6 protein-coding genes and 1 pseudogene are annotated in these 7,922 nt (G+C 74.5%); 3 read left to right on the top strand and 4 right to left on the bottom strand.

Annotation, left to right across the window (positions count from 1 at the left end; translation table 11 throughout):
- Positions 1-94: 94 nt before the first annotated feature.
- Positions 95-609, top strand: a pseudogene (locus MXD62_RS26510) (cytochrome P450); the annotation flags it as partial.
- Between the two features lie 62 nt (positions 610-671).
- Here the strand turns inward: MXD62_RS26510 and MXD62_RS26505 are convergent.
- Positions 672-1,334 carry a TetR/AcrR family transcriptional regulator gene (locus MXD62_RS26505; protein WP_248832140.1) on the bottom strand — a complete coding sequence of 221 codons (663 nt, stop codon included), beginning with the start codon at positions 1,332-1,334 and terminating at the stop codon, positions 672-674.
- 182 nt (positions 1,335-1,516) lie between these two features.
- On the opposite strand from MXD62_RS26505, the gene MXD62_RS26500 reads away from it, so the two are divergent.
- Positions 1,517-2,068, top strand: coding sequence for a VOC family protein (locus MXD62_RS26500; RefSeq protein ID WP_248832139.1), 552 nt, complete (start codon positions 1,517-1,519; stop codon positions 2,066-2,068).
- Between the two features lie 97 nt (positions 2,069-2,165).
- Here the strand turns inward: MXD62_RS26500 and MXD62_RS26495 are convergent, their stop codons facing one another.
- Both MXD62_RS26495 and MXD62_RS26490 read right to left on the bottom strand, forming a co-directional pair.
- On the bottom strand, positions 2,166-3,638 hold the full coding sequence (locus MXD62_RS26495) for an extracellular solute-binding protein (protein WP_248832138.1): 1,473 nt from the start codon (positions 3,636-3,638) through the stop codon (positions 2,166-2,168).
- Positions 3,639-3,767: 129 nt separating this feature from the next.
- Positions 3,768-5,399 carry a serine/threonine-protein kinase gene (locus MXD62_RS26490; protein WP_248832137.1) on the bottom strand — a complete coding sequence of 544 codons (1,632 nt, stop codon included), beginning with the start codon at positions 5,397-5,399 and terminating at the stop codon, positions 3,768-3,770.
- 285 nt (positions 5,400-5,684) lie between these two features.
- Here MXD62_RS26490 and MXD62_RS26485 point away from each other — a divergent pair, with 285 nt between their 5' ends.
- Entirely contained in the window at positions 5,685-6,335 is a 651-nt protein-coding gene (locus tag MXD62_RS26485; RefSeq protein ID WP_248832136.1) for a hypothetical protein, read from the top strand.
- On the opposite strand, the gene MXD62_RS26480 is transcribed toward MXD62_RS26485, so the two are convergent.
- On the bottom strand, positions 6,336-7,922 hold a 1,587-nt coding region (locus tag MXD62_RS26480; RefSeq protein WP_248832135.1), incomplete at its 5' end, for a hypothetical protein. It abuts the gene before it with no gap.

The raw sequence follows: 7,922 nt of genomic DNA, 5'->3' as shown, positions 1-7,922 counted from the left end.
TCGCTCCTGAAGCGAGGAGGCGTCCGTTGGTGAAGCAGGAACCCGCACCGCGAGGTGTGGGAATCCCCGGCCTTCAGGCCGGGGAGGAGGTCAAGAGGAGCCCGTCTACCGCAACGACAAGTTCGACTTCTACGCGCTTTCCCGGCACGCCGACATCGACGCCGCCCATGTCAACGCGGACACCTACAGCTCCGCGCACGGCACGATCCTGGAGATCATGACGCCGGAGCCGATGCCGCCCGGCTTCATGATTTTCACGGATGCCCCGGCCCACCACCTGCTGCGGTCGCTGGTGTCCCGCGCCTTCACCCCGCGCCGGATCGCCGCGCTCGAGGAGCACATCCGCTGCTCACCGGATCGGCCGGCCGGGACGGGCGCAAGTACACCGACCCGGACCGCTACGACATCCACCGTAAGTTCGACGGCCACGTGGCGTTCGGCCGCGGCGCCCACTTCTGCCTGGGCGCGGCGCTGGCCCGGATGGAGGGCCGGATCGGGATCGAGGAGACCCTGCGCCGTTTCCCGAACTACCAGGTCGACCACGACAGCGCGGTGCGGCTGCACACCAGCACCGTGCGCGGGTACGAGCACCTGCCGCTCGTCGTCTGAGCGTCGTCCCGGTCCGGGAGGCCACGTCAGGGGCCACCCGGACCGGGGTGGAGCCGGCGGGCTCAGGCGGGTGGTGGCGGCGGCTGGCTGAAGCCGGCGATGAGAGCGGCGATGTCCTCGGTGACGACGTCGGCGAACGACCGCGGCGCGTACGCGCCGGCCGCCCAGTGGCGGGCGCCCTCGCTGACCAGCGACTGCGCCAGCCGAGCCAGCCGCGCCGCGTCGACGTGACCGGGCAGCGCGCCGTCCGCCACCGCGCGGTCGAACAGGTCACCGAAGATCATCGGAGTCGGCTCCGGGGGCACCTCGCCGGCCAGCGCCCGGTGCTCGTGTCGGTAGCTCTCGAGGATGGTCTCGACGATCAGCTCGGGCGGGTTGCGCCGCATCGACCGCTCGAGGCCGCCCAGGGTCGCCGCGACGACGGCGGTGACGTCGTACGGCCCGCGCAGCAGCTCGTGCGTGGTGCGGCGGGCGCCGCGGGTGGAGAGCACACCGATCTCAAGGAGGACGTCCTCCTTGCGCGGGAAGTAGAAGTAGAACAGTCCCTTGGAGACCCCGGCCGCCTGGCAGATGTCGGCGACCGTGGTCGCCGCGTAGCCGTTCGCGCGCCACAGTGCCACGGCCGCCTGCACCAGGGTGCGTTTCGTCTCGTGCGAGCGCGCCTGCTGGTAGGAGGCCCGGCGCTGACTGCGGTCAGCGCCCGTGCCGGCTGCTCCGGTGGGCACAGATCAATTCTACCGGCCCAGTTCCAGCGGCGATGAGAACAGATGGGAACAGTTGACGCATTTCCGCCGGCACGGCTAGCGTTCCCCCGCGTCACGGGACTGGCCGCTGTTGCGGAGCTCGGTCCCGGTCAACCCAAGCCCGCGGGTCCGGCCGGAGCCGCGCCAGACCCGAGGAGCGGACCGTGACCACCTCGCCCACCACCGTCAACCCGGACGTCCTGCCCGGCGTTGCGCGCCAGATCGGCTACATCGTCCGCGACATCGACGAGGCGATCGCCTCCTGGCTGAGTCTGGGCGTCGGCCCCTGGTACGTGCTGCGGGAGCACCCGCAGGCGGGGCTCTTCCGCGGCAAGGACTGCGAGGTGACCATGTCGGTCGCCTTCTCCAACACCGGCGACATGCAGGTCGAGCTGATCCAGCAGCACGGTGACGCGCCCAGCATCTACACCGAGTTCCTCGACTCCGGCAAGGAGGGCTTCCACCAGCTCGCCTGGTGGGCCCCGGACTTCGAGGCCACCATCGCCTCGATCGAGGCCGCGGGCTGGCCGATCGTCTGGACCGGCGGCGGCGAGGACGGCGCCACCCGTTACGCCTACTTCGAGCCGCCCGCCGGTCCGGCCACCATCATCGAGATCATGGAGCTGAACCCGGCCACGGAGGGCATGGCCAAGTTCGTCCGCGCCGCCACCGAGGGCTGGGACGGCACCGACCCCGTCCGCACCCTCGGCGTCTGAACACATCCCGAGTGGGAGATCACCGTCCCGGTGCGGCGATCTCCCACTGGCCGCGGTGAGGGTGGTGCCCGGGGTCCGAACTGTCCCGAGCGGGAGATCACTTCACCAGGGTGGCGATCTTCCGCTGGGCCTCGGTGAGGGTGGTGCCGGGGTCGGCTCCTGTCATGATTGCGACCACCTCGTCGTTCAGCGCGTCGTGGACCTCGCCGCCGCGCTCACCGCCCCAGGTCGGCGCCTGGACGAGATCCGGAATCAGCGCGTCGAACTGGGTCAGCTCCGGGAACTCCCGGTAGAACGGCGCGAGCTGCCCGCGGGCCTCGGTGTCGACCGGCAGGAAGCTGAACGCCTCGGTGCCGGCGGCGATCACGTCCGGGGCGAGCAGCGCGACGACCAGCTCGGTGGCCATCTCCCGCTGGCAGCGGTCCGTCGACAGTACGGACAGCCCGTTGCCGCCCGCGACGGGGTGCTGAGTGCCCCCGGGCAGGGTCGGGAACGGGGCGACACCCACCTTGAAGCCCTGCGCGCCCTGGTCATGGACGTAGCGCAGCCCCGCGGCCAGCGACGGCAGGGTGACCGCGCTGATCGCCGTCTCGTGCCGGATGCCGAAGCGCAGCAGGCCCTGCGTGGTCGGGTCGCTCGACTGTGTTCCGTAGGTGCCCACCTTGGCCAGGAACGCGGCGGCCTCGCGGGCGGCCGGGCTGGTCAGGTCGGGCTGGCCGTCCGCCTTCATCACCGGGGTGTTCTTCGAGCTGGTCAGCGTGGTCAGGTACCACTGGGCGAACCCGCCCGTCGGCAGGTCGATCGGCTGGATCTGCTGACCGGAGTTCCTGATCCGCTCGGCCGCGGCGAGCACCCCCGTGGTCGTGCCCAGCGTCTTCGGGTCGACCCCGGCCTTCGCCAGGACGTCCGCGTTGTAGACGAGTGCGAGCGTGGACACCTGCTGCGGCACCGCGACGAGCCGGCCGCCGTACTCGCCGAGCGGCAGGAACCGCTGGTCGTAGGACGCCCGCAGCAACCGGGGCGACAGCGGCTGCGCGCCGAGCTTGTCGGCGAAGGTCGGCAGCAGGTCGAAGCCGGCGACCGCGACGTCCGCCGGGCGCCCGGCGGCCCGGTCCGCGCTGATCTGCTGGACGAGCTGGGGGTAGCCGGTCGCGTCGGCCGTGAGCTCGACGGTCAGGCCGGGATGGGCCTTCTCCATGTACGCCTTGCCCGACTTCGCCGCGTCGTTGAGCGACCCCAGGGCGAACATCCGCAGCGTCTTCACCGCGGCGGCGCACTCCGGCGACGCCTTCGCGCCGGCGACGTCGTCCACGTTCGCGGTCGCCGGCCGTGCCGTCGGGCGCAGGCTCTCGGCCGGATCGGTGGCCGCGCCGGAGCCGCCGCCGCCGCAGCCCGCGAGCAGGCCGGCCGTGACCGTCCCGGCGAGCAGCGCGGCCAGCGGGCCGGCGCGGCGTGGGGACGAGCCGGCCAGGCGGGTGCCCGGGCCCAGGCGGGTGCCCGGGCGCAGGCGGGTGCCCGGGCCTCGCGGGTCCAGGTGCCGCGGGCGGGGTTCTGACACGTTCCCGAGCATCGTCGCTCCCTTCGGTGGGCATGCCCTCGGTTCCGCTGCGGGTGCCCGGTTTCCGTCGGTGACAGCATCGCCCCGGACCGGGCCGAAAGCCCAGGCCGCCACCCGACAGGGGCGCCCCTACCGGCGCGCTCAGCCGGGGAGGACCCGCAGCCCGCAGGGCGGCTCGGCGAGGTAGACCTGGTCGGGGCCGCCGGCGTCCAGGGTGATTGTCGGGCTGTCCGGGCGGGCGGTGCCGAAGTTGAGCATCCGGCCGTCGGTGGCCGAGTGGAGCTCGAGGGCGCAGTCCTCGCTGCCGCTGAAGTCGACGACCTCGACGGTGACCGTGCCCTCGGTGTGAAAGGCCTCGGTGTCACCGGTGTACGAGGTTGTCGCGAACGGCAACGACGCGTCACCCGCGGTCTCCAGGCCCTGGACCACGCAGCCCGGGTTGTCCACCCCGAAGCGGAACGTCCCGACCTGCGAGACCTGGTAGATCTTCTCCCCGTAGACGCCGGGGATCGAGCGGCTGTCGCCCGTCGCGGTGTCGGTGACGGTGACCGCGCAGCCGGTGTCGTCGGCACCCTGGATCTCGTCGGAGATCCGCAGCCGCCATGGCGCGTCGGCGGTGAAGTCGGCGGTGAAGGTGGTGTCGGACGTGCCGTCGTCGCCGCCGGAGGTCAGCAGGGCGGCCGCCGTCCCGCCCGCGGCCAGCACGACCACGGCCGCCACGAGCGCGATGATCACCCGGCGCCGCCTGCGCCGTCCCGGCTGTGGTTGCTGCGGCGTCGACCGGTCGGGCCGTGCCTGGTCGGACGTCGACTGGCCTGGCTTTGCCTGGTCGGGTGCCGGGCCGTCCTTGTCGCCTGTCGGCGGGATGGTCGCCGACCACGGCGGTGTCGCCGCCGCCACCGGCCGGGTCTGCAGGAACCGGGTGGCAGAGCCGTCGGCGCCGTCGGGCAGCGAACCCACCAGCTCGGTGAACAGGGCCTCGGCGGTGGGCCGGTCCGCCGGCTCGCGGGCCAGCGCGCTGGACACGAGCTGGCGTAGCCCCGGCGCGATCCGCTCGGGGTCTGTGGACGGCTCGGCCGCCAGTACCCGGTGCAGCACCGCCGCGCCGGGCCCGGTGCCGAACGGTGCCTCGCCGGTCGCGGCGAAACACAGCAGCGCGCCCCAGGCGAAGATGTCGGCGGCGGGGGTCGCCTCCGCGCCGGAGACCTGCTCCGGGGCGTGCCAGCCGGGAGTGCCGACGAACTGCCCGCTGAGGGTGATCACCGCGGCGTCGGCCGCCGCGGCGATGCCGAAGTCGATGACCTTCGGCCCGTGCGCCGTCCACAGGACGTTCGACGGCTTGAGATCCCGGTGGATCATCCCGGCCGCGTGGATCGAGATCAGCGCGTCGGCGAGCCCGGCCGCGAGCACCGTCTGCTCGTCCGGGCCGAGCGGACCGTGTAACCGGACGTGGGTCGACAGGCTCGGCGCGTCGACGAGCTCGGTCGCCAGCCAGGGCCGGTCGGCGTCCAGCTCGAAGTCGACCAGGCGGACGGTGTGCGTGCCGCCCACCCGGAAGCAGGCCTGGACCTCGCGCTGGAACCGGCGGCGGAAGTCCGGGTCGTCCGCGAGCTCCTCGCGGACGAGCTTCACCGCGACCCGGCCGAACGGGCCCTCGGCCAGGTAGACCACGCCCATGCCACCGGCACCGAGACGGCCGAGCACCCGGTGCCGTCCCAGCGAGACGGGGTCACTCGGTCGCGATGGTTGAACCTCGACGCCGCTCGTGCTCACGGTCCGCGTACCCCCCAAAGCCCCAGACCAGGCCACCGTCCGGATTCCCGGCACGATTCGAGCGGATCGTACTGCGACATATACCCGCAGGTGGGACGGCATTGATTTTCGTAGGACGCGGCCCACACTGCGGATATCGCCCTGTTCCCGCACGTCCGCCCGGAGGCCCTCGTGGAGTGCTCTCTCACCCCCCACCGCCGCGGTCCGAACCGCCTCAGCCCACACCGCCTCGGCCCCCGCTGTCGCTCGCGGCGTGTCATCCGTCCCGGGACGGGCGGGGCCGCCGTGCTGGCGGTCCTGCTGGGTGCCGCCCTCACCACGCTCGCCGCGTGCGGCGACGGCGCGGGCGGATCGGGGCCGGACGGGGCGCCGGCACCGCGCACCAGCGCGGCGGTCTCGTCCGGCCCGGCCGGCACGTCCCCGTCAGCCGGCCCCGCCGGCACCCCCGGATCGGGCGGTCCGTCCGGATCGGTCGGGGCGGAGGGGTCGGCCCCGTCGACCTGGACGACCCGCGAGGTGCGCGCCGAGCACCAGGTCACGCCGCCGGCGCGGCTGGTCGCGCTGCGTGCCGCGCGCAACGTGCAGGGGGGCGCCGCCTACAACCGGCTCGTGCTCGAGTTCGCCGGCGGCCTGCCCGGCTACACAGCGGGCTATGTCGACCAGGTGTTCCGGCCCGGCTCGGGGGCACCGCTGCCGCTGCGCGGCCCGGTCACCTTCGAGATCGTCGTCACCCCGGCCGTGGCGCACGGCGACGCGGGGGAGTCCACGCTGACCACCCCCCAGTTCGGGGGTGAGCTGTCCGGCCCGATCAGCTACGCGCTCGCCGGTGACTACGAGGGCTACGTGCACATCGGCGTGGGGCTCGGCTCCCGGGTCGGCTTCCGCGTCGTCGAGCTGCGTGACCCCGCCCGGCTGGCGATCGACTTCGCGGGCTGATCACCCGATGTCGGTCCCGGCCGGTGTGGTGGTCGGCCGGGGCACGACGGTCGGGGAGGGGAGCGGCGGCGGCGTGCCGTCCGGCGGTGCCGTCCGCGGTGGTGGTCCGGTCGGTGGTGGCCCGGTCGGCGGGGGTGGAGTGGGTGGCGGCACGATGGTCGGCTCGGGCGTGGTCCGTCCGGGCGGAGTGGGCGGCCCGGTGGAGGTGGTCCGCGGCGCGGCCGTCCCCGTCGGCGCGGCTGGTGCGGTCGGCGTGGCCGGCCCCGGATCGCGGGCCGGGCCGGGCGCCGACGGCCGCCTTGCCGTCGGCAGCGGCGGCGCCGGCGGGAGCGGGCGGGCCGCCTCGGTGGCCAGACCGGCGAGATCCGGCGGCTGCTTGGCGATCGCCGTCCGCCCCCGGCCGTCGATGAGGACGGCGTTCGGCCCGGCCAGGTCGTTGATCCACACCAGGTCGCCGTCGACGGCCACCGTGAGCCGCGGTTGGCCGGCGGGCGCGGCGACCGGCACCGGATCGCCGAAGCCGCCGCGGGCGATGTCGTAGTCGAGCACCACACCGAGCGCGGAGTCCGGCACGTACCCGTGACCGGCATGGACCACCGGTGTGCCGAGCTGGCCCGATCCGGGGATGTCCGGGATGGTCACCGTGGTCACCAAGCCCTGAGCGACGTCCACGAGGAACAGGCGGCGGGTGGCCGGGTCGAGGAGGGGCACGGGGCCGCCGTCCGTGCGCGGCGGCGCCAGCAGGCCGGGGAGCGGTCCGCTGGTCGGGCCGGCGGGCGGCAGGGCGATCACGTGTCCCGTGTCGGGGGCGGTGACGGTGGCGGCGGTGGTGTCCACGGCGAGCGGGTGCCCGCCCGCGAGGACCACGTCGACGGCGTTGCCGGGCGGGGCGACCGGGTGCGGTGGCTCGGCGGCGCCGTCCCGCAGGGCGACGACTGTGCCCGCGGACCGGACCGGCACCCACAGGGTTCCGTCGTCGGTCAGCGCCGCGCGCCCCAGCGGCGGCGGGAGCTCCAGGACGGGGCCGGCGCCGGCGAGGTCGTCGCGGGTGAGCCGCCGGACCCGCCCGGACGCCGGGTCGACCGCGTAGGCCGCCGTCGCCGAGGTGACGATCGTCACCCCGGGTCCCAGATCCGCCGAGCGGACGGAGGCCAGCCGGGCAGGGTCGACCAGGTGCACCTGGCCCGAACCGGGGTCGGCCACGAGGACCGCCGCGCCGGTGCGGGCGACAGTCAGGTCACGTCCGACGGCGCCGGGCACGGTGACCGCGGCGTCGGCCCGCCCGGCTGGTCCGCTCAGGTGGGTGAGGGTGCCCGTGCTGGTGGTGGCCAGCCAGACGCCGCCGTCGGTGAGCTCGAGCTCGGTGGGTGCGGCCCCGCGACCGGTCGCGACGAGGGCCGCCGCGGCGCAGAGGAACAGCACGCCCAGCCCGGCGCGGGCACGCCCGCCGCGTGCCGGCCTGAGGAACCGCCACGCGAACTGCCGAGAGGGCCGCCACGGGAGGCGCCGCCAACTGCCGGGAATCGTGGACCTCCAGGGGCGTCGCGGCTCCGCGGGCGGTTCGGGCGCGGGGGGGGGCCGCGGGGG

Source organism: Frankia sp. Mgl5 (genome assembly GCF_023242985.1).
Classification (GTDB): domain Bacteria; phylum Actinomycetota; class Actinomycetes; order Frankiales; family Frankiaceae; genus Parafrankia; species Parafrankia soli.
The sequence above is the reverse complement of the archived record's forward strand: the minus strand, read 5'-3'. Positions and strand labels throughout refer to the sequence as shown.